This window comes from Streptomyces sp. DT224, from assembly GCF_049844595.1.
Lineage (GTDB): Bacteria > Actinomycetota > Actinomycetes > Streptomycetales > Streptomycetaceae > Streptomyces.
Window position 1 is genome coordinate 58,634 of sequence record NZ_JBNCLI010000018.1, and the last position, 23,644, is coordinate 82,277.

General features: G+C 72.6%; 19 protein-coding genes, 3 tRNA genes, 1 other RNA gene and 2 pseudogenes. 15 read left to right on the plus strand and 10 right to left on the minus strand.

Features of this window, described 5'->3' with window-relative positions; all coding sequences use genetic code 11:
* The first annotated feature begins 7 nt into the window (after positions 1 to 7).
* From ACLQ2N_RS33925 to ACLQ2N_RS33935, 3 genes are all read left to right on the plus strand, one after another.
* Positions 8 to 1,453 carry a sensor histidine kinase gene (locus ACLQ2N_RS33925; RefSeq protein ID WP_425819390.1) on the plus strand — a complete coding sequence of 482 codons (1,446 nt, stop codon included), beginning with the start codon at positions 8 to 10 and terminating at the stop codon, positions 1,451 to 1,453.
* Entirely contained in the window at positions 1,422 to 2,033 is a 612-nt protein-coding gene (locus ACLQ2N_RS33930; protein ID WP_425819288.1) for a response regulator, read from the plus strand. Before ACLQ2N_RS33925 ends, ACLQ2N_RS33930 begins: the two co-directional genes overlap by 32 nt.
* A gap of 22 nt (positions 2,034 to 2,055) precedes the next feature.
* Positions 2,056 to 2,128: transfer RNA gene (locus tag ACLQ2N_RS33935), tRNA-Gly, on the plus strand.
* Positions 2,129 to 2,179: 51 nt separating this feature from the next.
* Here the strand turns inward: ACLQ2N_RS33935 and ACLQ2N_RS33940 are convergent.
* The 6 genes from ACLQ2N_RS33940 to ffs all read right to left on the minus strand — a co-directional run bounded on the left by ACLQ2N_RS33940 (position 2,180) and on the right by ffs (position 10,601).
* A complete protein-coding gene (locus ACLQ2N_RS33940; protein ID WP_425819290.1) occupies positions 2,180 to 3,094 on the minus strand; it encodes a phosphoribosylaminoimidazolesuccinocarboxamide synthase in 915 nt (304 codons plus the stop codon).
* A gap of 116 nt (positions 3,095 to 3,210) precedes the next feature.
* Complete coding sequence (locus ACLQ2N_RS33945; RefSeq protein ID WP_425819392.1) at positions 3,211 to 4,674, minus strand: N,N-dimethylformamidase beta subunit family domain-containing protein; 1,464 nt, start codon at positions 4,672 to 4,674, stop codon at positions 3,211 to 3,213.
* A 194-nt stretch (positions 4,675 to 4,868) separates the two neighbouring features.
* Complete coding sequence (locus tag ACLQ2N_RS33950) at positions 4,869 to 6,695, minus strand: hypothetical protein (protein WP_425819292.1); 1,827 nt, start codon at positions 6,693 to 6,695, stop codon at positions 4,869 to 4,871.
* 234 nt (positions 6,696 to 6,929) lie between these two features.
* Positions 6,930 to 8,198 (minus strand): phosphoribosylamine--glycine ligase, encoded by a 1,269-nt coding sequence (gene purD / locus ACLQ2N_RS33955; RefSeq protein WP_425819294.1) that lies wholly within the window; start codon positions 8,196 to 8,198, stop codon positions 6,930 to 6,932.
* An 81-nt stretch (positions 8,199 to 8,279) separates the two neighbouring features.
* The gene (locus tag ACLQ2N_RS33960) at positions 8,280 to 10,442 is read right to left on the minus strand and encodes a DNA polymerase III subunit gamma and tau (protein ID WP_425819296.1); all 2,163 of its coding nucleotides are present in this window, start codon (positions 10,440 to 10,442) and stop codon (positions 8,280 to 8,282) included.
* A 64-nt stretch (positions 10,443 to 10,506) separates the two neighbouring features.
* An RNA gene (gene ffs, locus ACLQ2N_RS33965) (signal recognition particle sRNA small type) lies at positions 10,507 to 10,601 on the minus strand.
* A gap of 111 nt (positions 10,602 to 10,712) precedes the next feature.
* Between ffs and ACLQ2N_RS33970 the strand changes: the two genes are divergently transcribed.
* The 3 genes and pseudogenes from ACLQ2N_RS33970 to ACLQ2N_RS33980 all read left to right on the plus strand — a co-directional run.
* Positions 10,713 to 10,800, plus strand: a tRNA-Ser gene (locus ACLQ2N_RS33970).
* A gap of 277 nt (positions 10,801 to 11,077) precedes the next feature.
* A complete protein-coding gene (locus ACLQ2N_RS33975; protein WP_425819394.1) occupies positions 11,078 to 13,522 on the plus strand; it encodes a helicase-associated domain-containing protein in 2,445 nt (814 codons plus the stop codon).
* 94 nt (positions 13,523 to 13,616) lie between these two features.
* Positions 13,617 to 14,150, plus strand: a pseudogene (locus ACLQ2N_RS33980) (HNH endonuclease); the annotation flags it as partial.
* Between the two features lie 136 nt (positions 14,151 to 14,286).
* Here the strand turns inward: ACLQ2N_RS33980 and ACLQ2N_RS33985 are convergent.
* Positions 14,287 to 14,751: pseudogene (locus ACLQ2N_RS33985) on the minus strand (ATP-binding cassette domain-containing protein); the annotation flags it as partial.
* Positions 14,752 to 14,903: 152 nt separating this feature from the next.
* Positions 14,904 to 16,196: a serine--tRNA ligase gene (gene serS, locus ACLQ2N_RS33990; RefSeq protein WP_425819298.1), complete on the minus strand. Its 1,293-nt coding sequence runs from the start codon at positions 16,194 to 16,196 to the stop codon at positions 14,904 to 14,906.
* Between the two features lie 402 nt (positions 16,197 to 16,598).
* Here serS and ACLQ2N_RS33995 point away from each other — a divergent pair, with 402 nt between their 5' ends.
* The 3 genes from ACLQ2N_RS33995 to ACLQ2N_RS34005 all read left to right on the plus strand — a co-directional run bounded on the left by ACLQ2N_RS33995 (position 16,599) and on the right by ACLQ2N_RS34005 (position 18,313).
* Entirely contained in the window at positions 16,599 to 17,219 is a 621-nt protein-coding gene (locus ACLQ2N_RS33995; protein ID WP_425819300.1) for an HhH-GPD-type base excision DNA repair protein, read from the plus strand.
* Positions 17,220 to 17,288: 69 nt separating this feature from the next.
* A complete protein-coding gene (locus ACLQ2N_RS34000) occupies positions 17,289 to 17,585 on the plus strand; it encodes a type II toxin-antitoxin system VapB family antitoxin (RefSeq protein WP_003955420.1) in 297 nt (98 codons plus the stop codon).
* A 131-nt stretch (positions 17,586 to 17,716) separates the two neighbouring features.
* Positions 17,717 to 18,313, plus strand: a complete 597-nt coding sequence (locus ACLQ2N_RS34005) for a LytR C-terminal domain-containing protein (RefSeq protein ID WP_425819396.1) — start codon at positions 17,717 to 17,719, stop codon at positions 18,311 to 18,313.
* A gap of 57 nt (positions 18,314 to 18,370) precedes the next feature.
* On the opposite strand, the gene upp is transcribed toward ACLQ2N_RS34005, so the two are convergent.
* Positions 18,371 to 19,006 carry a uracil phosphoribosyltransferase gene (gene upp, locus ACLQ2N_RS34010; protein ID WP_018521931.1) on the minus strand — a complete coding sequence of 212 codons (636 nt, stop codon included), beginning with the start codon at positions 19,004 to 19,006 and terminating at the stop codon, positions 18,371 to 18,373.
* 116 nt (positions 19,007 to 19,122) lie between these two features.
* Between upp and ACLQ2N_RS34015 the strand changes: the two genes are divergently transcribed.
* From ACLQ2N_RS34015 to ACLQ2N_RS34035, 5 genes are all read left to right on the plus strand, one after another.
* Positions 19,123 to 19,350 (plus strand): hypothetical protein, encoded by a 228-nt coding sequence (locus ACLQ2N_RS34015; RefSeq protein ID WP_425819303.1) that lies wholly within the window; start codon positions 19,123 to 19,125, stop codon positions 19,348 to 19,350.
* Between the two features lie 192 nt (positions 19,351 to 19,542).
* Positions 19,543 to 20,097 carry a hypothetical protein gene (locus ACLQ2N_RS34020; protein ID WP_425819305.1) on the plus strand — a complete coding sequence of 185 codons (555 nt, stop codon included), beginning with the start codon at positions 19,543 to 19,545 and terminating at the stop codon, positions 20,095 to 20,097.
* A gap of 69 nt (positions 20,098 to 20,166) precedes the next feature.
* Positions 20,167 to 20,664 carry a tRNA adenosine(34) deaminase TadA gene (gene tadA / locus ACLQ2N_RS34025; protein ID WP_425819307.1) on the plus strand — a complete coding sequence of 166 codons (498 nt, stop codon included), beginning with the start codon at positions 20,167 to 20,169 and terminating at the stop codon, positions 20,662 to 20,664.
* A gap of 77 nt (positions 20,665 to 20,741) precedes the next feature.
* Positions 20,742 to 20,829: transfer RNA gene (locus tag ACLQ2N_RS34030), tRNA-Ser, on the plus strand.
* 174 nt (positions 20,830 to 21,003) lie between these two features.
* The gene (locus ACLQ2N_RS34035) at positions 21,004 to 21,666 is read left to right on the plus strand and encodes an rRNA methyltransferase (RefSeq protein WP_425819309.1); all 663 of its coding nucleotides are present in this window, start codon (positions 21,004 to 21,006) and stop codon (positions 21,664 to 21,666) included.
* A gap of 10 nt (positions 21,667 to 21,676) precedes the next feature.
* On the opposite strand, the gene ACLQ2N_RS34040 is transcribed toward ACLQ2N_RS34035, so the two are convergent.
* Positions 21,677 to 22,171, minus strand: coding sequence for a TrmH family RNA methyltransferase (locus ACLQ2N_RS34040; protein WP_018101784.1), 495 nt, complete (start codon positions 22,169 to 22,171; stop codon positions 21,677 to 21,679).
* A 102-nt stretch (positions 22,172 to 22,273) separates the two neighbouring features.
* Between ACLQ2N_RS34040 and ACLQ2N_RS34045 the strand changes: the two genes are divergently transcribed.
* Positions 22,274 to 23,431: a DUF371 domain-containing protein gene (locus ACLQ2N_RS34045; RefSeq protein ID WP_425819311.1), complete on the plus strand. Its 1,158-nt coding sequence runs from the start codon at positions 22,274 to 22,276 to the stop codon at positions 23,429 to 23,431.
* Positions 23,432 to 23,644 lie beyond the last annotated feature (213 nt).

Genomic DNA, 23,644 nt, shown 5'->3' on the forward strand with positions numbered 1-23,644 from the left:
GGCCGTGATGCGCGTACGGGGCTGGCACCGCAGCTGGCAGGAGCGCAGCAAGATGGAGCGGATCGACCTGTATTCGCGGTTCACGATCTCCTGCATCCCCTGGCTCTTCGCCCTGGCCTGGCAGGGGACGCCCTTCCACCACGACATCCGCCATGAACCGCTTCCGCTGGCCCTCGGCCTGGCGCTGCTCCTGGTGAGCCTCGCGCAGTGCCTGCTGAGCAATCGCAACCTCACCGCGTCGTACGGGCACTACCTGGGCGTCTCCGCCTTTCCGGGGCGGCGCCTGCTGGCCCCCCTGGTGCTTCTGGTCGTGGCCGTCGGACTCCTGGCAACCCTGGCCGGGGTGGACGGCGTCAAGGGCTCGGGGCTGCTGCTCATGACGTTGAACGCGCCGATGGCCCTCGTGATCACGCGGGTGCTCCTGGTGCCGGTCCGCCGCTTCCTGGTCGAGTCCGTCTGCCTCACCGCCCTGATCACCAGCGCCCTCGCGGTGGCCGGCATCAAGGGCGGCACCCTGGCAGGAGTGGTGCCCTGCAGCCTCTTCGGCTGTGTGCTGGTCCTGATCTCGGTCCGACCCAGCGCCTGGAGCATGAGCGTGATGTGGCAGGCCGAGCAGGCCCGGGACATACAGGCCAGGCTCGCCGTGGCGGAGGAACGGCTGCGGTTCGGGCGGGACATGCATGACGTGCTGGGCCGCAACCTCGCGGTGATCGCGCTCAAGAGCGAGCTGGCGGTGGAGCTCGCCCAGCGCGGCAGGCCGGAGGCGGTGGACCAGATGGTCGAGGTGCAGCGCATAGCGCGCGCCTCGCAGCAGGAGGTACGCGATGTGGTGCGCGGCTACCGCGAAGCGAACCTGGACACGGAACTGGCGGGCGCGCAGGGTGTGTTGAGCGCGGCCGGTATCGAGTGCGCGGTGACCGGCGACAGCGGCGGGCATCTGCCCCCGCCCGTGCAGTCGGCCCTCGGCTGGGTCGTCCGGGAGGCGGCCACCAACGTGCTGCGCCATGGCGACCCGAGCCGCTGCCTGATCCGGGTCGGGGTCACCGCCGACACCGCGGTGCTCCAGGTGGAGAACGACGGCGCGACGCCCGCCGGAGCGGCGTCCTCGCCCGCGTCCGCGCCCGACGGGCCGGGCTCCGGGCTGGCCGGCCTCCGGGAACGGCTCGCCGCGCTGGACGGCTCGCTGGAGGCCGGACCGGCGAAGGGCGGCCTGTTCCGGCTGACGGCGACGATCCCACTGGCGGCGCTCTCGGCTGAACCCGGGGAGGGGGACGGGAGCGAGGGGAAGCCCGGCACGGCCGAGGAACCCCGTCGGCGGACGCCCGGCGCCCGCCGGGCGCCCATGAGTTTGTGTGCCGCGGCCATAGTGGCCCCGGGCGTGATGGTGGGGCCGGAAGGACCGGCCTCGTGGAGGAATGACGATGACCGCGGTACGGGTGCTGCTCGCCGATGACGAGCATCTGATCCGGGGCGCGCTCGCCGCCCTCCTCGCTCTGGAGGAGGACCTGGTGGTGGTCGCGGAGGCGGCGACGGGGCCGGAGGCGCTCGCCATGGCCCGGGCCCACCGCCCGGATGTCGCGGTGCTCGACCTGGAGATGCCCGGGGCGGACGGTGTGAGTGTCGCCACATCGTTGCGGGCGGAACTGCCGGAGTGCCGGACCATGATCGTGACCAGTCACGGCCGGCCCGGTCATCTCAAGCGGGCCCTCGCGGCGGGCGTCCGGGGCTTTGTACCGAAGACCGTGAGCGCCCGCCAGCTGGCCGGCATCATCCGTACCGTGCAGGCCGGGAACCGTTACGTGGATCCGGAGTTGGCGGCCGACGCCATCGCCGCCGGGGACTCGCCGTTGACCGCCCGGGAGACCGAGGTGCTGGAGCTCGCGGTCGACGGGGCGCCGGTCTCGGAGATCGCCGAACGGGCGTCGCTCTCGCAGGGGACCGTACGGAACTACCTGTCGGCGGCGGCATCGAAGCTGGGTGCGGAGAACCGCCATGCGGCAGTGCGTCTCGCACGCGAGCGGGGATGGGTATAGTAGTTCTCGCGCTTCGGCGCCTGCGGACGTAGCTCAGTTGGTAGAGCGCAACCTTGCCAAGGTTGAGGTCGCCAGTTCGAACCTGGTCGTCCGCTCAGATGAAAAGAAGCCCCCGGCCTTTCGGCCGGGGGCTTCTTCGTGTGGCGTTAGCGCCAGGGCGTGCCGGTGAGGAGTTCGTACGCCTCGATGTACTTGGCGCGGGTGGCGTCCACGATCTCCTGGGGCAGCGGCGGCGGAGGCTGCTCGCTCTTGCGGTCCCAGCCGGAAGCCGGGGAGGTCAGCCAGTCGCGGACGAACTGCTTGTCGTACGACGGCTGGGCGTGACCCGGCTCCCAGGTGGCGGCCGGCCAGAAGCGGGAGGAGTCCGGGGTCAGGACCTCGTCGGCGATGATCAGTTCCTCGCCGCCGTCGGCGGTGGGCGCGTAGCCGAACTCGAACTTCGTGTCCGCGAGGATGATCCCGCGCTCGCGGGCGATGTCGCGGGCCCGGCCGTAGACGTCCAGGGTGGTCCGGCGCAGCGCGACGGCGGTCTCCGTACCGACCTGGCGGGCCACCTCCTCGTAACTGACGTTCTCGTCGTGGTCGCCGACGGCTGCCTTGGTGGCGGGGGTGAAGATCGCGCCCGGGAGTTCGGAGCCGTCGGCCAGGCCGTCGGGGAGCCCGATGCCGCAGACGGTGCGCGAGGCGTTGTACTCGAGGAGGCCGGAGCCCGCGAGGTAACCGCGGGCGACGCACTCGACCGGGACCATCCGCAGCGACTTGCAGATCATCGTGCGGCCCTCCCAGTCGGCGGGGGCCCCGGCGGGCACCTCGGTCGACAGAACGTGGTTCGGCACGAGGTCGGCGAGCTGGTCGAACCACCACATCGAGAGGCGGGTCAGAACGCGGCCCTTGTCCGGGATCTCGGTCGGCAGTACCCAGTCGTACGCGGAGATCCGGTCGCTGGCGACCATGACGAGGTCACCGGCCTCGTTCCGGTACAGGTCGCGCACCTTGCCGGTGTGCAGGTGGGTGAGACCCGGCACCTGCACCGGCTCGGGCTTTTCTACGAATCCGGACACGCTGCCTCCGCGTACGTTGTTCAAGAACCGTTCCGATTGTCCCGTATCCGGGAACGCCCGGCTGCGGAGGGGTGGCGTCCGGGTGGGCGGGGCAGCGCGGAGTGACGGTCCTCCGGTCAGGCGCGCTTGCAGATCCGGTCGAGGAGGTTGGCGGTGGCCTTCTGGATGCGGGGGTCCACATGGCCGGGGCGGTCCAGGGCCGGGGACCAGGCGAAGGTGCCCGAGGCGAAGACCAGCGCACCGGACGGGGCCCGGTACAGGGAGGTCTCCTGGTGGCGCATCACGCCCTCGCCGTCCTGGTACGGGGAGTGGGCGAGCAGGATGCGGTTGTCGTGCTCCGGCAGCGTGGTGCGCGGGAAGTAGCGGTCGGCCTCTCCCGCCACCAGACCCTCGATCTCGTCGCCCTCGCCGGCACCCGTCGCGTCCCACAGCCAGTGCTCCGCGTTCCGCACGACCAGGGGGTGGGGCTCGGGGACCCGGCCCGCGTACTGGATGCCGAGCAGCTGCTGCTCCGGGCGGTCGATCTCGCGCCAGAGCGCGGGCTTGCCGGGTCCTCGGCGCTTGCGGCAGGTGAGCAGCCGGTCCGGCACGCCGGACGCCGAGGGCCCCAGGCTGACCTGCCAGTACATGGTGTTGGCGGAGAGGTAGACCAGGGAGGTGCCGTGCTCGCGGGCGCGCTCGGCGGCACGGCGCATCGGCACCGACCAGTATTCGTCGTGCCCCGGGAAGACCAGGCCCCGGTAGCGGGTGGGGTCGACCCGGCCCGCGTGCAGGTCGCGGGTGTCGGCGTAGGCGAGGTCGTAGCCATAGCGCTCGGCCCAGCGGATGAAGTCGTACGCGTGCCCGACGTGCAGCGGGAGACCCGCACCCGCGTAGGGGCGGTCGAAGGAGACGGTGACCGCCGCGTCCTCCTCCCCCAGCAGCCGGCCCTCCTCGTCCCAGGCGTGGTAGAGGCTGGCACCGGTCCGGCCGTCCTCCGGGTAGAGGTTGTACGCCTGCCAGGTGACGTCCGGGAGGACGAGCAGCAGGTCCGCCGGGTGGTCGTCGCGGATCGTGAACGGAATGTGCGAGCGGTAGCCGTCGAGCGTGGTGAGCACGGCGACATACGCCCCGATCGACCAGTAGCTGGGGATCTGCAGCCGCCAGGACAGCCACCAGTGGTGGCAGGAGACCGTGCGGTCGGCGGTGAGGGGGGCCGGCTGGACGATGCCCGAGAGCCGGGGGCTCGTCGTGATCTTCGAGGCGCCGTCGCCGCCGTAGTGGCCGATCCGGTAGACGTCCACGGAGAACTGCTGCGGCGGGTCCACCGTGATGTGGAAGTCGATCGCCTCACCGGGGGCCGCGGCCCCCGTGGAGGTGAAGCCCTTGATCTGCCGGCGCACGTCGTCGGCGGTGCGGGTGCCGCCGTCGGTGGAGCCGCGGGACAGGGCGGGGTCCACGTACCAGGGCACGACCTGGCCGGTGTCGTCGAAGTAGTTCTCGCTGCCGCGCAGCCAGGGCAGCGGCCCCTGGCCGAAAGGGTCGGTCACGGCATGCGCCAGGGCACCCGATTCCCACCGACGGATCTGTTCTGCCCCCATCACGCTCCCCCTCCCTCAGGCCCCCGGATCAACAGTGGTGCGCCGTCAGTCAGCGCCGTTCCCCAGCACATCACATAACGCACGCACTCCGTCACCGTTCGTCGTGAATTGACGTGAACGGAAGCCGTCACTCCGGTTATGCGGTTGTTCTCGGCCATCCCGTCCGCCGCGTCCCGCGTAGGCGGGGGCCTGTTTCAGACGAGGCGGACGGGCTTGTCGATGCGTACGCCGACCGAGGCGAGCCAGGACCGCAGCGGCCCGGAGTCGCCGTCCTCGATCAGACTGAGGACGGGGCTGCCGAGGTCCGCGCGGCGCTCGCCGTCGACCAGCAGTGTGGGCCCGTCGAGCCAGTCGAGCCCGGGCGCCGCGCCCGCCGTGTCCACGGCGGCGCAGCAGACCATGGCCGCGACGTGATCGGCGAGCAGCTCGGTGCCTGTACGGGGCGGCTGGAGCGGGAACAGCGGGAGCGGGTCGGGTCCCCAGAGGGCGACGAGGTCGTCACCGACGGCGGGGCCGGGGCTCGGGGCGGCGGGGACGGAGACGCCCGTGCCGGGGCCGGGCCCGCCGAGGGGGCCGGCCAGGCTCTTGGAGGCTCCACCCGGGGCCGTGGAGGCATCGCCCAGGCCCGTGGCGGCCCCCGCTCCGCCCGCTCCGCCGGGTGCCGGGTCCGGGCCGGGCAGATCGCCCGGGGCCGTCGCCCGTGCCCGCTCCTGCGCCTCGGCCTCCTCGCGGGCCACGGCGGCGATGATCCCGGCCGCCAGCTCCTCCCCGCCGCTCTCCCCCGCCTCCAGGTGCTCGACCACGCGGGCCAGCGTGGGCACCCCGCCGGCGGCGGCAGCGGGCGGCACGCCCATGGCGTCCAGGACGTGGTGCAGCCGGGCCGCCTCCGAGCGCCACTTCCGGTCGACCACCTCGTCGGGATACTGCTGCCAGTCCACCGGGGACCAGTCGGGGCCGGTCCCGGCGGGCCCGCCGTGGAAGAGCCGGGCCGCCAGCAGGGACGCCGCCTCGTCGGCCGTACCCGGCTCCTCCAGGAGGTCGCAGGCGGGCCGCTCACCGAGCCGGGAGGCGTACCCCTCGGCCAGTCGGTCACGGCGGGAGAGCTCGGTGAGCGCGGCGACGACGCCCGCGTCCAGCTGCGAGGGCCAGCGGCCCATCCGCCAGGCGGGCAGCGCGACCCGGGTCAGCAGCCGGTCCCAGCCGGCGTAGGCGAGGCCCACCTGCTCCTGCGCGACGATCCGCAGCCCGTAGTCCACCGTCCGGGCGCGCGAGGACGCGGCGGCGGCGACCCCCCGCTCCATCTCCGCGGCATGACCGCGACAGCTGCGCAGCAGTATCCGGGCGATCCGCCCGATGAGGACGCGCGGCAGCCGCACGGCCCGGCGCACCGGCCCGCGGGCGGGCGCGGCGGCGTCGGCGACCGCCCCGTCCAGGCCCCGGACGAAGCGCCGGGCGGCGGCTATGTCGGGCTGGGCGGACGCGCTGGTGCCCGCGACGACCGGGGCGAGGAGGGCGCGCAGCTCGGCGACCCGCATCCACCACAGGAACGGCGAGCCGATGACCAGCACGGGGGCCGCCTCCGTCCGCCGGGCGGGGCCGCCGGCCACCGGATGGACGCGGTCCTCGAGCCAGCTGTCGCAGTCGGGCGTGAGGGCTATGGCCGAGGGCGCGGGCACGTCGAGCCGGTCCGCCAGCTCGCGGACCAGGCGGTAGAGGCCGGGCGCCGCCGCCTCGCTGACCGGGACGGTCGGGCTGACCGCCGGCTTCGCCCGTACGACCGCGAGCGCGACGGCTCCCGCGATCAGCAGGACCACGACCGCGCAGGCGGCCACGGCCCAGCGCGCCGCGTCCCAGCCGCCGCCGTCCGCGAACCCGCGCGCGCCCGCGGCGAACAGCACCACGGCCAGCGCGGCGGGCAGCAGCGCGACCGCCGTCGCCCTGCCGCGGATGCGCAGCAGGACGAGCGCCCGGGCCCGCGCAGCCCGCGCACCCGGCTCCTCACCCGTACCGGTACCGGACACGGCTGGACCTCACCCCCTCTGCCCCCACGGCGGTCTTGCTCACTCCCCCACCATGGCACCCGCCGCTGACATCGCAATGCCGGTGGGCCAAGTGCCGGAACGCTTGCGCCGCACCCTAGTTGGGGGTGCGGCGGGCGTCATCCGGATGGCTCAGCCGTCACTCGATGGAATGGCTTTGGTCAAAGGTGTTGAGGGCCACGGGGTCAGCGGGGTACAGGCCGGGACCGCCACTCGTCAGGCTCGGGTGGCCGCCGCTTCCTCCGCGGCCTTCTTCGCGATGTCCGTACGGAGCTGGGAGCCGTCGAGCCGGATCCGCGCCGCCGCCGCGTAGGCGCGCTCGCGGGCGCCCGCCAGGTCATCGGCCGTCGCCGTCACGGACAGCACGCGGCCGCCCGCGCTGACGACCGCGTCACCGTCGCGCCGGGTGCCGGCGTGCAGCACGTACGCGTGCGGGGCGTCCTGCGCCGCGACCTCGTCCAGCCCGTCGATCGGGTCGCCCGTGCGCGGGGTGCCCGGGTAGTTGTGCGAGGCGATGACCACGGTGACGGCCGCCTCGTCGCGCCACACCAGGGGCGGCAGCTGGTCCAGGGTGCCGTTGGCGGAGCCGAGCAGCACACCGGCCAGCGGCGTCCGCAGGCGCGCCAGGACGACCTGGGTCTCCGGGTCGCCGAACCGGGCGTTGAACTCGATGACCCGCACACCGCGCGAGGTGATCGCGAGGCCCGCGTACAGCAGCCCCGAGAAGGGCGTACCGCGCCTGCGCAGCTCGTCCACGGTCGGCTGGAGCACCGATTCCATGACCTCGTCGACCAGCTTGGGGTCGGCCCACGGCAGGGGGGAGTAAGCGCCCATGCCACCGGTGTTCGGGCCCTCGTCGCCGTCGAGGGCCCGCTTGAAGTCCTGGGCGGGCTGGAGCGGCACCACGGTGGTGCCGTCGGTGATCGCGAAGAGGCTCACCTCGGGGCCGTCGAGGAACTCCTCGATGACCACCCGGTCGCAGGCCAGCGCGTGGGCGCGGGCCACCTCCACGTCCTCGGTCACGACGACGCCCTTGCCCGCGGCCAGACCGTCGTCCTTGACCACGTACGGCGCGCCGAACGCGTCGAGGGCGCTGTCGATCTCGGCGGGCGTGGTGCACACGTAGCTGCGGGCGGTGGGCACGCCCGCCCCGGCCATGACGTCCTTGGCGAACGCCTTCGAGCCCTCCAGCTGCGCGGCGGCACCGGACGGGCCGAAGCACGGGATGCCCGCGGCGCGCACGGAGTCGGCGACACCGGCGACGAGCGGCGCCTCCGGGCCGACGACCACCAGCCCGGCGCCCAGCTCGGCGGCGAGGCGCGCGACGGCGACGCCGTCGAGGGCGTCGACCGGGTGCAGTTCGGCCACCTCTGCGATGCCGGCGTTGCCGGGGGCGCAGTACAGATCGGTGACGTCGGGGTCGAGGGACAGAGAGCGGCACAGGGCGTGTTCGCGGGCGCCGCCGCCGATGACGAGGACCTTCACGGGGTGCAGCCTAGCCGCCGGGGCGCGGGGCCCTTGACGGCCGCCGGTCCGTGGACAGGGGCGGCGGCTCCACCGGCGCGCCTACTCGTTGGTGTATTCCTCGACCACCGTGGCCCCCAGCTCGCGGACGATCAGCTCGTGCCCGGAGAGGGCGGAGTCGACCAGGTCGGGGTCGTCGGCCTCCGGGATGTCGTCCTCCGGCGCGACCGGCTTCGGCGCTTCGGGGGCCGCATAGGGCGCGGGCGGCGGCCCGGACGGGGAGGCGGAGCCGGGGCCCGGCTGCTGCGGGGCGGCTGCCGGGGCCGGGGCGGGCGCGGGCGCGGCGGGCCGCTCGTACGGCTGGGGCGCGGCGGGGCGCGGCGCGGCGGGCGGTGGGCTGTACGGACGCTGGCCGCCGGACGGGGGCTGCGGGGGCTGCCCGGCGCCGCCCGAGGGATCGACGATCGCCTCGATCTTCCACTGGGCGTTGAACTGCTCGGCGAGCGCCTGCCGCAGCACGTCCTCGCTGCCGCTGCTCGTGAAGTTGTCCCGCGCACCGGCGTTGAGGAAGCCGATCTGCAGCGTGCTGCCGTCGAACCCGGTCACCTGGGCGTTCTGGCTGAGAAGGATCCACGTGAAACGTCGGCGGTTCTTCACCGCCTCCAGGATGTCGGGCCACATGTTGCGCACCTGACCGGCGCCCTGCGCCATGCCCGGAGCGGGCTCGGAGGCCGCGGGCCCGGGAGGCGCGGCAGGGGCGCTCTGCGGGGCCGGAGCCGGGGCGGGGGCGGAGGCCCGGCCGGGCGCGGCGGCGGTGGGCCAGCCGCCGGGCCGGCGTCCCTGGTCCGGGGCGGACGCGGCGGCGGGCCAGGCACCGGGCCGCTGCCCGGCGGCGGGCGCCTCAGCGGGCGGCGGCGCCTGTACGGGGGCGGGGGGCGGGGTCCGGGGCGCGACCGGGGCCGGGGCGGCGGCGGGGGGCTGCGCGTCTCCTCGGGCGGCGGCGGGCCCGGCGTCCGGCTGGGGGGCGGGCGGGACCGGTGCGTGGGCGAGGGCCTCGGGGCCCGGCACGTACCCCATGGCGGGGCCGGGGCCGGTGGTGGCGAAGGACGCGCCTCGTTCCAGCCGGTCCAGCCGGGCCTGCATCGAGCGCTCGTCGTCGAAGGCGGCGGGCAGCAGGACCCGGGCGCAGATGAGCTCGACCTGGAGGCGTGGCGAGGTGGCGCCGCGCATCTCCGTAAGCCCCTCGTTGACCAGGTCGGCGGCGCGGCTCAGCTCGGCGGCCCCGAACACGGACGCCTGCGCCTGCATCCGCTCCACGACGTCGGCCGGCGCGTCGATCAGCCCCTTCTCGCCGGCGTCCGGCACGGCGGCGAGGATCACCAGGTCGCGCAGCCGCTCCAGCAGGTCGGCCACGAACCTGCGCGGGTCGTTGCCGCCCTCGATGACCCGGTCCACGACCTCGAAGGCCGCGGCCCCGTCGCCCGCCGCGAAGGCGTCCACGATCGAGTCGAGCAGCGAGCCGTCCGTATAACCGAGCAGTGCCGTCGCCATGGCGTACGTCACACCCTCGTCCCCCGCGCCGGCCAGCAGCTGGTCCATGACGGACATCGAGTCACGCACGGACCCCGCGCCGGCCCGCACGACGAGCGGCAGGACGCCGTCGTCCACATGGCTGTTCTCCCGGTCGCAGACCTCGGCGAGATAGTCGCGCAGGGTCCCCGGCGGTACGAGGCGGAACGGATAGTGGTGCGTACGCGAACGGATCGTCCCGATGACCTTCTCGGGCTCCGTGGTCGCGAAGATGAACTTCAGGTGCTCCGGCGGCTCCTCCACCACCTTCAGCAGGGCGTTGAACCCCGCCGACGTCACCATGTGCGCCTCGTCGATGATGTAGATCTTGTAACGACTCGACGCGGGCCCGAAGAACGCCTTCTCCCGCAGATCACGGGCGTCGTCCACGCCACCGTGCGAAGCGGCGTCGATCTCGATCACATCGATGGACCCCGGCCCGTTGCGCGCCAGGTCACGGCAGGACTGGCACTCGCCGCAAGGCGCGGGCGTGGGCCCCTGCTCGCAGTTCAGACAGCGGGCCAGGATGCGCGCACTCGTCGTCTTGCCGCAGCCCCTCGGGCCGCTGAACAGGTACGCGTGATTGACCCGGTTGTTCCGCAGGGCCTGCTGGAGCGGGTCAGTGACATGCTCCTGACCGATGACCTCGGCGAACGACTCGGGGCGGTAGCGGCGGTACAGCGCAAGGGACGACACACCTACGAGGTTATCGGGGCGCACTGACAACCGGCCCCGGTCGTGACCCGCACCACCCGGAAACGCAAGGGCCCCCCACGCACCCGCCAGAGCCAACCTACCCTTGCTGCCTTCCGGCCCTGGGGGAGTTCAGTCAGATAGCGCCACGTGAGGGGCTGACGCCCACCTTAACCGATCCCCACCCCCACAAGTCCACCTCGGGCACCGCCCCGACCCCTCCCCGGGGAACGGGTTCGCGAGCACTCCTCAACGTCTTGTATTGTTTGCGGCGGAGGATTCGCCTAGTGGCCTAGGGCGCACGCTTGGAAAGCGTGTTGGGGGCAACCCCTCACGAGTTCGAATCTCGTATCCTCCGCCATTGCTCTCACCGGGCAATACGTCGAAGGCCCCCGCTGCTCGCAGCGGGGGCCTTCGACGTTGGTGGTCTCAGTCCCGGTCTCGTTTATGTCCGACATAAGAGACATTCCATTCCCCTGACGTGCCGTCTCCGGGTCGAGTCCAGGACATCGCCTTCACTCGGAAGCGGGTTTCTGCCGACTCAGGACTCAGGAGTCCTCCGCGATCCGCCATTCTGGGTCTGTGCAGGACCGATTCCGGTCGGAGACCACCGGCACTCGCCTTTGTGAGGTGTCCCCATCGGCAAGCCCAGCGGATCGACTCTGACCACGTGGCTGAGTGATCTGGAAGCCGACCGGCTCGAACGGGTCCTGGCAGCTCGCCCGGATGCCGTGTCCCCGCCGGAACCACGATCGTTCAGCGAAGTCGCGGACCGCCTTCAGCGCCCGGCGTCGGTGGCCGCGGTGCTGCCCGGACTCGCGCTGCCACACCTGCAGGTGGCCGAGGCACTGGCGGCATTGGGGCCCGTTCCCTGTGCCGCCCTGGCCGATCTGCTGGATGCGACCGGAACGGAGCGCACTCGCAGGCTGGACGCGGCCTTGGAGGCGCTGGCCGACCGCGCACTCGTCTGGCCGGACGGCGAAGGGGTGCTGCGCATGGCGACGCCGTTGCGGCAGGCGTGGGACTCACCGCTGGGGCTGGACGCTCCGCTCACCCGGCTACTGGCGAACACGGCCTCCGAGGAGCTGCGCCGCATGCTGGTGGCCCTGGGCATCCCGTCGCCCGGCACCACCAGGAAGCATCGGCTGACCGCCCTGCTGGAACACCACAGCAATCCGGAGCGGCTGGCCGCGCTGATCGCTTCGGCACCTGCGTCCACCCGGAAGCTGCTCGAGCGGCGAGCGTCTCACCAGGGTGAACAGGCTCAATCACCGACGCGTCCGCATACGTTCAGGGCCCCGTCGGCCGACTCCGAGGCAGGTGCGCGCTGGGCGCTGGAGCGGGGACTGCTGGTCCAGGACCGGTACTCCGGGTACGGATCCACGCGCATGCCCGCCGAGGTGGCGCTCGCACTGCGCGGAGTCGGCTGGCACGCCCCCTTCGAGCCCGTCCCGCCCGTGATGAGGACGACGTCCGTCACCTCGGCGGAAGTGGACCGGGAGGCGGCGGCAGCCGCCACGGCGTTCGCCGCACATGCCGCGTCGGTTCTGGCGACATGTTCCGCCGCTCCGCCGGTCCTGCTGAAGTCCGGCGGGGTCGGAACACGTGAGCTGTCCCGGATCAGCAGGGCGGCGCAGTGCGACGACATCGTCGTACGCCTTGTTCTGGAGACGGCTTACGACGCCGGGCTGCTGGCCCGGGACGGCGACCGGGTCGCGGCAACGGACGCATACGACACGTGGGCGGAACAAGAACCGGCGGAGCGACTCACCGCGCTTCTCCACACCTGGCGGACGCTGCCACTGACTCCGGCCCAGGCCCGCGACGGTGACGGCAAGGTACTGCCCGCGCTCGCCGGAACACCGCCCTGCGGCGGCTGTGTGCAGGCCCGAGAGGGGCTCCTCGCCGCCGCAGCGGAGTTCCCGGCGCACCAGGGAGTGCACAGCCCCGCGGAACTGGGGCCGATGATTGCCTGGCATCACCCGCTCGCCGAACAACTCCCCCAGGACACCACGCCCTTCGCCACCGCGATCCGGGAAGCGGAACTGCTCGGGGTCGTCGCCCGCGGCTGTCTGTCCCCCATCGGGGCCGCTCTGCGAACCGACGGCGCCGAAGCCCCCGAAACGCTCGCCGCTGCCTGTGAGCGGCTGCTGCCGGCAGCCACCAGGACAGCCCGTTTCGGCGCGGACCTCACCGCCGTCGTCACCGGCACACCGTCCGCCCGCCTCGCCGCACTGCTGGACACCGTCGCGGACAAGGAAGTCGGTGGCACGGCATCGGTGTGGCGGTTCAGCCCCACAACCGTTCGCCGCGCCCTGGACACGGGCCGCACGGCGGATGCCATCGCGGCTGACCTGGGCGCCGTCGCGGTCGGCGCCCTCCCCCAGCCGCTGTTGTACCTGATCAACGACTCCGCACGCACTCACGGCCGTGTGCGCGTAGCTCCCGCCGCCTGTGTGATCCATGGCGAAGAAGCCGCCCTCCTCGCCGAACTCGTCACTCACCGAAAGCTCGCCGCCCTCGGCCTACGCGTGTTGGCACCGACCGTGCTGGTCAGCCGGACCCCACTCGACAAGACCCTCGCCGCGCTTCGGGCCGCCGGCTACGCCCCCGTCGCCGAGAGGGCCGACGGAACCGTACGCGTCGAGGAGACCCGGCGCCGACGTACCGCCGTCCCGGTCCCCCCACTCCCAGGCCAGCGGCAGCGGTCCGTGCCGACGGTGACTCAGATGACTCCGGTGCCCGTAGACCTGAGCACGCTGGCCGCCAGGCTGCGGGCCGCCCCGCCGACACTCCCGGCTCCCGACCCGTTCGGCACCGGGGTCCCCTACGGCACGGACACCGAGGAGATCGTCGCCGCGTACGCGAAGAACCTGGCGTACAGCGATGTCCGCCAGCTCGCCCATGCCGTCGACGTCGGCACAGCCATCACGGTCGAGTACGTCGCCGCGTCGGGCAACCGGACCGTACGTGTCCTCAGCGAACTCGTGCTCGAACCGCCCTACTTGTACGCCTGGTGCCAACTGCGCGACGCCGAACGGGTCTTCACCCTCTCCCGCATCCACGGCATCATGCCCGGGTAGCCGGGATCCGCATCGTGGCTCGGTGTTCGGCCGGCTACTGCGGCCATGTCCCGCCAGCAAGCACTGCGACGAGCCGCCCTTACGATCGCCGACCATCGACTGGGTCGAGCGCACCGCGCAGTTGAGGCAGTGGACCAGGAGTGGGGCGCGGGCTCCGCACAAGCCGTTGCTGTTCCTGTACGCGCTCAGCCGGTTCCAGCAGGACGCCGACGACGAGCTGCGGTACAGCACGGTGGAGCAGGACCTGCGGCGGCTGCTCGACGAGTACGGTCCTGGGAACCGGACGACGCCCGCCCCGCCCCTGCTCGGCCGAATGACACGCGTGCTCCTCGATCTGCACTTCCCGCCCTCCCTCCACGGCGAGCTGTGCGAAGCCGTCGGCCTGGGACTGGAGGAGGCCGATACCGGCCTGGTCTCGACCGAGCGCAGGCAGCGGGACCGGCGCATGCGGGAGATGGTCCTGACGGCGTACGAGTACCAGTGCGCCTTCCGCGGGTACGACGACAGGATCGGCACGGTGCCGGTCGGGCTCGAGGCCGCCCATGTGCGCTGGTGGGCGTTCGACGGACCGGACGACCTCGAAAACGGGCTGTGTCTGTGCTCGCTGCACCACAAGCTGTTCGACCGAACATGACCGTCATGCCGCGCTCGGTGTCCTCGCGGACCGTGGCCCAGAAGTGCCGGCGGGAGCCGACGTCCATACCGGCCGTCGGCTCGTCGAGGACCAGCAGTTCGGGCCCGGAGAGCAGGGCGAGGGCGAACCGCAGCCGCTGCTGCTCGCCGCCGGAGCACTCCGCGACACGGCGGCTGCGCAGCTGGTCGAGCCCGGCCCGGGCCAGCACCGCGCCGACGTCGGCGCCGGGGTGCAGCGAGCCCAGCATCCGCACGGTGGCCTCGACGCTCAGGTCGGGCAGCAGCCCGCCCGTCTGCAGCACCGCTGCGACCTGCCCGGAGCGCACCGCCTGCCGCGGCTCGCGTCCGAACAGCCGCACCGCGCCCTCGTCGGGCCGGGTCAGCCCGAGAAGCATGTCGATGGTGGTCGTCTTGCCGGCGCCGTTCGGTCCGAGGAAGGCAACGATCTCACCCCGCCGGATACGCAGGTCGATGCCGTCGACGGCGGTGAACCGTTCTCCCTTGGCATCGGTGAACCGCTTCACGACGGAGCTGAGCCGTACGGCATCCGAGGACGTCACCTCCTCGGGCACCGGGCGCGGTCGGGTCTGGATCATCTTCGAGTCCTCACGATCTCAGCGGGGGTGGCCTGGTGGGACCACTCTCCCGGGACCGCCTATCCGTCCCTGCCCGGCGTTCTATCCGGCCGCTATCGGGTTGCGGACGTGCCGCCGGGCAGGTGAGGAGGAAGAGGGGGACGAACGGGTGTCTACGCCTCCGGCGTCCCGTCCGCCGCGATCCTGCGGAAGCCCAGGTACGGGGTCAGGGCCTCGGGCAGGACGAGGGAGCCGTCCTCCTGCTGGCACTGTTCGAGGAGGGCGGCCAGGGTGCGGCCGATGGGGAGGCCGGAGCCGTTGAGGGTGGCGACGAGCTTGGGCTTGCCGTTCTCGTCGCGGGTGCGGATGTGGGCGCGACGGGCCTGGAACGTACCGAAGTCGGAGACCGAGGAGATCTCGCGGTACGTGTTCTGGCTCGGGATCCAGACCTCGATGTCGTACGTGAGCCGGGCCGAGAAGCCCGTGTCGCCGGCGGCGAGCCTGACGACGCGGTAGGCGAGGCCGAGCTCCTTCAGGCACGCCTCCGCGTGGCCGACCATCCGCTCCAGTTCCGCGTCGGCCTCCGCCGGGTCGACGATGCGCACCATCTCCACCTTGGAGAACTGGTGCTGGCGGATCAGGCCCCGGGTGTCCCGGCCGTACGAACCCGCCTCGGACCGGAAGCACGGGGTCTGGGCGGTCAGGGCGAGGGGAAGCTCGGCGGGCGGGATGATCTCGTCCGCGTACAGGTTGGTCAGCGGGACCTCTGCCGTCGGGATGAGGAACAGCTCGCGGTCGGCCACGCCGGTCCTGAACAGGTCCTCCTCGAACTTCGGGAGCTGCCCGGTGCCGGTCATGGTCTTACGGGTGACCAGGTACGGGACCGCGTGCTCGACGTAGCCGTGGCGGCGGGTGTGCAGGTCGAGGAAGAGGGTCGCCAGGGCGCGTTCCAGGGCCGCGCCCGCGCCGCGCGTGACCGCGAAGCGGGGGCCCGAGAGCTTGGTCGCCCGGGCGAAGTCGAGGATGCCCGTCGCCTCGCCGAGGTCCACGTGGTCCTTCGGCTCGAACGAGAACACCGGCGGCGTGCCCACGCGCCTGACCTCGACCGCGTCCGCGTCGCTGTCGCCGTCCGGGGCCTCGTCGGCCGGGAGGTTCGGGATGCTGAGAAGGAGGTCGCGCAGCTGCTCCTGGATCTGCTCCTGGCCCGCGTCGATGTCCCGGATCTGGTCCTTCAGCTCCCGGGCCCGCTCCTTCAGCGCGGTGATGTCACCGCCCTGACGTGCCGTCTGCTGGACCTCGCTCGCCACCCGCTTGGACTCCGCCCGCAGCTCGTCGGCCGAGCGGATGTTCTGGTTGCGCCGGGACTGGAGGTCCTCCAGTGCGGGCAGGTCCAGCGTGTAACCGCGTCGAGCGAGCCGGCGTACCGCTTCGGCACCCATGTCGATCAGGGCGCGGGCATCATGCATGAGGGAGATCCTTCGGGTCCGGCGAACGGGTCGGTGCGTTGTGGGACCGACGGTAGCAATCAGCGCACCGCGTGCGACCCGCAATATCGGCGGGGCCGCCCGTCGGCCCCGCGCGGACCACAATCGGACTTCACGGTTCCTTCACCTTTGGAGACCGGGTTCATCCGCAGCGTCGACGACGCCGTGGACCACTTTCACTCGCACGTGATCGCCCACCTCGCGCAGGCCGAGCGCCGCACCCGCCGCACCCCGCCGCACCACGGCCCCGGAGCCGGGAGACGCCCCGGTCCCGGCGTCCGCGGGGGCCTGAGCCGGGCCCGCTGACCGGCAAACGGCTGCAAACCGCTCGGTCGGCGGTGGTTGTGCTGGCCGTCGCCCCCGGGGCTCGCCATGATGCCGCCCATGACCAAGAGCGACGATGGCCGAGACATCACCCTCCGGATCGCCCAGGAGCCGGCGGCGGACGAGCTTCTCGCACGCAGTCCGCTCGCCGCCCTGGTGGGCATGCTGCTCGACCAGCAGGTGCCCATGGAGTGGGCCTTCGCGGGCCCGTACGCCCTGGCGCGGCGCATGGGCAAGGACGATCTGGACGCCCATGAGATCGCCGCGTACGACCCGGAGGCGTTCACCGGACTGTTCACCGCCAAACCCGCGCTGCACCGCTATCCGGGCTCGATGGCCAAGCGGGTGCAGCAGCTGTGCCAGTTCCTGGTGGCGCAGTACGACGGCGAGGCCGCCGCCGTGTGGCGCGACGCCACGACCGGGGCGGAGCTGCGCCGGCGGCTCAACGCCCTGCCCGGGTTCGGGACGCAGAAGGCCCAGATCTTCCTCGCCCTCCTCGGAAAGCAGTTCGGGGTCCGGCCGCCGGGCTGGCGGGAGGCGGCCGGGCCGTACGGGGAGGAGGGCTCGCACCGGTCCGTCGCGGACATCACCGGCCCCGGCTCACTGGCCGAGGTGCGCGCGTACAAGCAGGAGGCCAAGCAGGCGGCGAAGGCCGCGAAAGCCGCGGCGAAGGGCAAGTGAGCCTTCTTGCACGCGGCATCGTGGCGATCGTGGCTGCGCCCGGTGGCTCTTGACCGGTAGGCTTTCCGTGTGATCTTCAAGCGCATCGGAAATGGGCGGCCTTATCCCGACCACGGCCGGGAAAGCACCCGGCAGTGGGCGGACGTCGCGCCGCGCCCGGTCCGCCTCGACCAGCTCGTCACCACCAAGGGCCAGCTGGACCTCGAAACCCTGCTCGCCGAGGACTCCACGTTCTACGGCGACCTGTTCGCGCACGTCGTGAAATGGCAGGGCGACCTCTATCTGGAGGACGGGCTGCACCGCGCGGTCCGTGCCGCGCTCCAGCAGCGCCAGGTGCTGCACGCCCGCGTGCTCGAACTCGGCTGACGCCTCGGAGCCCGTACGGGGTTCGTTCGGGTGTTTTCCCACCCGGACGGGTGCGATCCATTGATCATTTAGTAGGCATCATCACCGGGTCGCACTACGCTGCGCCCATGAGCATGCTCACTCCCCCCGGCATGGGCGGAAAGTACCGCATCACGGGTGACAAGTACCCCCGCATGCGCCGCCCCCGCCGCCGCAGCAAAGTGGTCCTCGCGGCCATCGCCTCCGTGGTCGCCCTCGGGCTGGCCGGATGGGGCACGTTGCAGCTCATCGATGTCTTCACGGGCGGCGACAAGACGGCCAGCGCCGCCGACCGGACCGAGCGCTGCCCGTCCCCGAAGGCGTCGAAACCCGCCAAGGTGCTGCCGCGGCCCGCGAAGATCACGGTCAACGTCTACAACGCGACCACGCGCGGCGGTCTCGCCAAGACGGCCGCCGACGAGCTGAAGAAGCGCGGGTTCAAGATCGGCGAGGTGGGGAACGCCACCGCCGCGTACGACAAGAAGGTGCCCGGCACGGGCATCCTGCTCGGCGCCCCGGCCGCCGCCGACGGCACGTTCCCGGTGCTGGGCGCCCAGCTGCCCGGGGCCACGACGAAGACCGACGCCCGCAAGAACGGGGAGGTCGATCTGATCATCGGCAAGAAGTTCACGGCGTTCAGCAAGCCGCAGACGGCCGCCGCCGCGCTGTCCGCGCTGACGAAGCCCGCCCCGGTGCCCTCCTCCTGCTGACCGCGGAGGACGGCACCGGGCGAGGGCGCCGGGTGAGAAGTGCCTAAGAGCTGTCCCTTAGTCCACGGTGCCGTACATGCGGTCGCCCGCGTCGCCGAGGCCCGGGACGATGTAGCCGTTCTCGTTGAGCCGTTCGTCGACCGAGGCGGTGACCACGGTGACCGGCGTGCCGGCGAGCTCGCGCTCCATGACCTCGACGCCCTCGGGGGCGGCCAGGAGCACGACGGCGGTGACGTCGTCGGCGCCGCGCCTGATCAGCTCCTGGATGGCCGCGACGAGCGTGCCGCCGGTGGCCAGCATCGGGTCGAGCACATAGACCTGGCGGCCCGAGAGGTCGTCGGGCATCCGGCTCGCGTACGTGGACGCCTTGAGCGTCTCCTCGTCGCGGATCATGCCCAGGAAGCCCACCTCGGCGGTCGGCAGCAGCCGGACCATGCCGTCGAGCATGCCGAGACCGGCCCGCAGGATCGGGACGACCAGGGGGCGGGGGTGCGACAGCTTCACGCCGGTGGTGGGTGTCACCGGAGTCTCGATGTCGACCTGCTCGGTGCGCACATCGCGGGTCGCCTCGTACGCGAGCAGGGTCACCAGCTCGTCGGCGAGGCGCCGAAAGGTCGGGGAGTCGGTGCGCTTGTCGCGCAGGGTGGTGAGTTTGTGCGCGACCAGCGGGTGGTCGACGACGTGGATCCGCATGGCTCCCAGCGTAGCCGCGCCTCCCGCACCCGTGCGCTGGCATCATCCACGCGTTCGGGGGGAAGGTGGTGGCATACGGAGCCAGCGACGCAGCCAGCCTTGGGGGTGAAGAGCCGATGGCCGACGGGGCACAGAGCGCCGAGCACCCCGGGAACGCGCGGAACCCCGGAAGCACACCGGACTCCCCCGGCGCACCCGAGACCGACGCGCAGCGCCGCCGGCGGCGCGCCCAGTTCCTCCGTGAGCTCCACGAGGCGAAGGCGCTGCGCGACCGGGTCCAGCCCCGGCGGGTCAAAGCCGCCCGAATGCGCCAGGCCATGCGGATGCGCACGTTCCGCTGGTAGCCCCTCCGGCCTGCGGAAAAGCCGCTGGTGACGGTGGCGGAGAGAACTGATGGCCGACTCAACCGCCGAACTGCTCTCGCGAAGCGCCGGTTTCTGTCACGATGCCGAATGGGCGGGACGCAGGGCAGCCGGAGCACCGGCTGCTCCCCGCCCGGACCGGCCCTTGGCCCCGAGACCAGTGGGAGAGTCACGGTGTACTTCGCCGCACTGCTCGCGCGCACCGAAGACGGGTGGGAAGCGAGCGACACGGAGCTCGACGATGTGGAGACCCTGTCCGACCTGACGGATCTGGCCCGTGACGCCTCGGTTGACGAGGACACGGTGCTCGTATTCATCGAGCAGGAGGACGCCTGGTTCGGCGTCGTCCGGGTGGACGGTGAGGAGGACCCCCGGATCTACGTCTCGGACGCCTCCGCCGCCGCCCGCTCCTCGTACGGGGAGATCCTGCTCACCGACGAACTGCTCGGCCGCGAACCAGGGGCCGAGGAAACGATCGCCGCCCTGGAGGAGCTCGTCGGCCTCGACGGCACCGAGGACGGCGAGCCCCAGGCCACCGCCCACGACGACGAGGACGAGGACGAGGACGGGCCCTCCGCGGGCGTCGTCCCGGCCGGCCCGATCGGCGACTCCGGGGTCCTGTCCGACCTCGGGCTCCCCGAGGCAGAGCTGCTGATGCTGCGGACGGACGCCCTGGCGGAGATCGCGGACGCACTGGGGGCGGCCGAGGTGCTGGAGACCGTCCGCTAGGGTCTCTCCTTTGGATCAGCCCGCTCCCTGATCCGGCATGTTCCAAAGGAAAGGCCCTGGGGTCCGCTCGTGACCGAAGCATCCCGCCCGCACACCCCGGACCCGCCCGATCCCGTACGGGACCCGTGGCGGGCGGTGATGCGCCGCGCCCTGGCCGAGGCCGACCGTGCGGCGGCGACCGGTGACGTACCGGTCGGCGCCGTCGTCCTCGGCCCGGACGGGGCGCCGCTGGCCGCCGGGCACAACGAACGCGAGGCGACCGGCGACCCGACCGCGCACGCCGAGGTCCTGGCGCTGCGCCGGGCCGCCGCCGCGCTCGGCGAGTGGCGCCTGTCCGGCTGCACCCTGGTGGTCACCCTGGAGCCCTGCACGATGTGCGCGGGCGCGCTGGTGCAGGCCCGGGTGGACCGGGTGGTCTACGGCGCCCGGGACGAGAAGGCCGGTGCCGCCGGTTCGCTCTGGGACGTCGTACGCGACCGCCGTCTCAACCACCGCCCCGAGGTGGTCGCCGGGGTCCTGGAGGCCGAGTGCGCGGCCCCGCTGACGGCCTTCTTCCGGGACCGCTGACCTGCCGGAGCCGGGGCACGCGCCATCGCCCGGAAACGGATTTCGGCGTACGGCCAACATGGTCTAAGCTCTCTCTCGGTAGCGTGTCCGAGCGGCCGAAGGAGCTCGCCTCGAAAGCGAGTGTGGGGAAACTCACCGAGGGTTCAAATCCCTCCGCTACCGCCAGCGAGAACCGCCCCCGAACCGTGTGAACGGATCGGGGGCGGTTCTGCGTGTGCCCGCGCCCGTGCCGGTTGGTCTCCGGGCGCCGCGCTGGGGGATCATGCCGGGGGCGGCGGGACGCCCGCCGGGGCCGGCTACCGCCGGCCGGGCAGCCGAGAGAAGAAAGCACTGGCCGTTATGCAGATCGTGCGGGGCAAGAAGCTCGAAAAGGCCGCCGAGGGCGCATTCGAGCGGCTGGTCCAGGGGAGTTCCCGGGTCGTCGTCGATGTCGGCACGGGGGACGCCCGGGCGTCCTATCGCATCGCCAAGGAGAATCCGGACTGGCTGGTCGTGGGCGTGGACCCGGCCTGGCAGCGGATGACGCAGACGAGCATTCGCAGCCGCCGCAAGCCCGCCAAGGGCGGCGTACCCAATCTGCTGCTCGTGAACGCGGCGATCGAGAATGCCCCGGAAGAGCTGCGGGGAGCCGCCGATGAATTGCTGGTCCTGATGCCGTGGGGGAAATTGCTCCACGGTCTCGTGCGCGGCGACGAGGACATCTGGAGCGGCCTTCGTACCGTCGCCAAGCCGAATGCGCCCCTCACGGCCACGGTCGGCACCAGCATCTGGCGGGAGCCCGTGCCGCGCGACATCCAGGGACTTCCCGAGCTGACCCCTTCGTACGTCGAAGAGGTGCTCGCCGGAAAGGCACTCGCCGCCGGGTGGAAGGTCACCGGCTTCCAGCTCACGAAGGCCGAGGAGGCCGCCGCCGTCTCCTCGTCGTGGGCGCGCAGGCTGGACTCGGACAGCACCGAGATCATCGCGACCCTGACGGCGGTCACGTCCGGACCGGAGGAGTGAGCCCGGCGGGTCAGCCCGTCGGGAACTGCCTGCAGTACTCGTACATGGCCATGGCGCCGGCCGTGGCGACGTTGTAGCTGTGCGGGGAGCCCCAGACCGGGATCTCCACACACTCGTCCACGCAGGCGAGCTCGTCCTCCTTGAGGCCGGTCCGCTCGTTTCCGAGGACGATGACCGACTTACGGGGGAAACTGATCTCGTGCAGGCTCTTCGAATTGGTGGCCTGTTCGAGCGCGATGATCGTGTAGCCGTCCTCGCGCATCTTCTTCAGCACCGGCGGAAGGCTCCGCCGCATTTCGATCTCGACGTTCTCGGCACCGTCGCGGGCGATCTTCGGGTCGAGTTTCACATTGCCGCAGGCGATGATCCGCTCGACTCCGCAGCACCCCGCCGTCCGCACCACGCTGGAAAGGTTCACGCGGCTGCGGAACGCCGAGCACGCGATGACGAGCTCGCGATTGCGGAGCAAAGGGGTGCCCGGCTTGTGGCGGAGGTGTTCGAACATGCCGGGAAGTCTACTGGGCTCCGGTCGGCCCGCTCCGCGTCTGCGGGCGCGGACTACCATGACCGGTCCGGACAGGACACCTCATAGGCCCTGGAGAAGGCAATGAAGATCCACGCCAGGGGCCACGGACACGTCCGCGCGACCCACACGAAGACCCTGGAGCTGACCGGCGAGCAGGAGATCACGCCCCGGGCCACCTGCGTCGTCGGGGTGGGCGCCGCCATCGACGAGGAGGGCCTGGCCCTCCTGCGCGGCCCGGTAGCCGTCCGCCTCGCGGCCGGGCCCCATGTCGCGACCGGCACCGCCGTGGTCAACCCGCACCACGAGGTGACCGACCGCCTGGTGCTCCGGCGCAGCGATCACGCCTCACCGGACACCTTCGCCTTCCGCAGCACCCTGGTGGCGAGCGACCTCGGCCCGGACTTCGTGGCGGCACTGGGAGACCCGGCCGCCGAAGTGACCCTGACGCTCACCGAGACCGGGCCGCGCCGGCCGCTGGTCCTCGTCCAGCGCCGCGGCCTGCCGGAACCGGAGGGGCGCCCGGGGCTCCTGTGGCGCACGGCGGACGCCTCGGTCGACCTCGACGCGGCCCGCGTCCCGGACGAGGCGCGCGCGGCCCTCGCGGACGGCGGGGTGATCGCCGCCTCGGTCTCCGGCCCGCTGGAGGGCGTCTCGCAGGCGGCCGGGGCGTGGCTGGCCGACGCGGCCGGTCAGGGGGCCCGGTTCGAGGTGGCGGGCGACGCGGCCGGGACCGTGGCGGTGCTGCTCGCGGCGGGCCTGCCTGTGGCGCCGGCGGTCCACCTGGGCCGGACCGACCGCCGCTCGCTCGCCGCCCCGCCGCACGCGGAGCTGCTGCGTACGGCACCGGCCCCCGTGGTGTTCCGGGCGCCCGCCGCCGATCTCGGCGCGCTCGCGGAGGTGCTGGCCGGGTCCGCGGAGGACCGCCGGATCGCCGTGCCGGACGGGCATCCCGATCTCGGGCACGGGGTGAGGTGGCTGCCGCTCTCCGAGGCGGTGGCGGCCTTCGCGGGCGAGGACGAGGGCGTGTTCGTCCTCGCGCCCCCGCAGCGCGCCGCCTGGAACGTCGACCTGCGGCCCCTGGTCCCGCTGCTGGTGGAACAGGGGGTCACCGCGCGCACCCTGAGCACGGTGCTCCGGCCGTTCGGGATCAGCCGGCGGGACCTGTACGACGCGCTGGGCGATGCGCCGGCTTCCCGGAGCAAGGGCGCGCGAAACGAGGAGCGCGGCGAGAAGAAGTAGGGGGAGGGGGAAGCGGCATCGGGGGGATGTGCCGCTTCCCCCGGTCACGGGGCCTGCCGCTCCGTGCCGCGGTCGGGGGAGGCCACGGCACGGGTCCCCGGCAGGGGTCCCGTTCCCTGCCCCTCGGAGACCGAGGGGCTCCCTTCCATCCTGCCTCGCCGGACCCCGTTCGCGGGCGGACGAAGGGCCCTTGTGCGCGGGACGTTGGTCCCT